The sequence below is a fragment of the Novipirellula artificiosorum genome (assembly GCF_007860135.1).
Taxonomy (GTDB): domain Bacteria; phylum Planctomycetota; class Planctomycetia; order Pirellulales; family Pirellulaceae; genus Novipirellula_A; species Novipirellula_A artificiosorum.
On the sequence record NZ_SJPV01000061.1, the window covers coordinates 1 to 1,478 of the forward strand.

Annotated in this window: 1 protein-coding gene; it reads left to right on the plus strand. The window is 52.4% G+C overall.

Going from position 1 to position 1,478, the window contains the following annotated elements:
* Positions 1–1,478, plus strand: a 1,478-nt coding sequence (locus tag Poly41_RS33745; protein ID WP_146531775.1) for an efflux RND transporter permease subunit, incomplete at both ends; no start/stop codon positions are given.

Genomic DNA, 1,478 nt, shown 5'->3' on the forward strand with positions numbered 1-1,478 from the left:
GCGTTGTCGGGAGTCGAAGGTCGGTTGTTTTCACCACTCGGTCTGGCTTACATCGTTTCAATTCTTGCGTCTTTCCTGGTTTCGATGACCGTGACCCCCGTGCTCTCGTACTACTTGCTACCTCAATCGCAAGCTGCACATCGAGAGCAAGACGGTTGGCTGCTACGGACATTGAAAAAGATGGCGTCCGTGCTGATACAAATCAGCATGGTTATGCCGCGATCGCTGCTGCTGATCACTTGGCTTGGCGTCGCGATTGCCGCGTGGCAGTTGGCAAACTTGGGCCGTGACTTTCTACCACCGTTCGACGAAGGCAGTGTCCAGGTCAACGTGACGTTACCAGCAGGTTCTTCGCTCGATGCGTCAAACCAAGTATCCGGTTCCATTGACGCGGTCTTTCGAGACAAGCAGGTCAGTGCATCTAACCCGGATGGCGAGATTCTGTACTTCGTGCGCCGCACCGGTAGGGCTGAAATGGACGAACATGCTTCGCCGGTGAATGTTGGCGAATACATTATCAGCATGAATCCGGCAATCAAGCAGGATCGTGATGAAGTGATATCGGGCTTACTAAAACAACTCAAGAATGAAGCCCCCGGCGTGGACATTGAAGTCCAACAACCGCTCGCGCACCTGATTAGCCACATGGTCTCGGGCGTCTATGCTGAAATCGCGATCAAGGTCTTTGGCGATGACCTGAACACGCTTCAGCAGCTTGCCGAGCAAGCCAAGACGACGATCCAAGAGGTTCCTGGAATCACGCCACCGGTTATTGAGCCGATTCGACAGACTGCGGAACTTCACATTCAGCTTCGATCCGATGACTTGGCTTTCCACGGACTGACCCGAGCTTATGTGGCCAATGTCTTACAAACGGCGCTTCAAGGCGAGGTTATCTCGCAGGTTCTTGAAGGGCAACGTCGCTTTGATCTGCTCATCCGTTTGGAAGAAGAGTATCGCACGGACTACAAGAATCTCGGACGACTACGAATCGACTTGCCAAGCGACGATGACCACAAGAGTCGCGGGCAAATTGAGCTGCATGAAGTTGCTGATATTAGCGAAGGCACGGGACCAAACGCAGTGAACCGCGAAAATGCTCGGCGGCGGATTGTGATCCGTTGTAATACCGACGGTCGCGACTTAGCGAGTGCAGTTGAAGAGATAAAACAGAAACTCGATCAAAAAGTCACAATGCCGGTCGGATACTTTGTCGAATACGGTGGTCAATTCGAGAGCCAGCAACGAGCGACTCGTCTGATCATGATCTTGGCTGCCGTTTCGGTTGTCGGAATGTTTTTGGTGCTGATGCTGTTGTTCCCATCGGTACGGATCGTATTGCAGATTCTCAATGCCTTACCCACTGCATTCATTGGTGGCGTGATGGCGTTGGTGATTACACAACAAAATTTGACCGTGGCCAGTCTCGTTGGTTTCATTTCGCTCGGGGGCATCGCGGTCCGAAACGGCATCTTGTT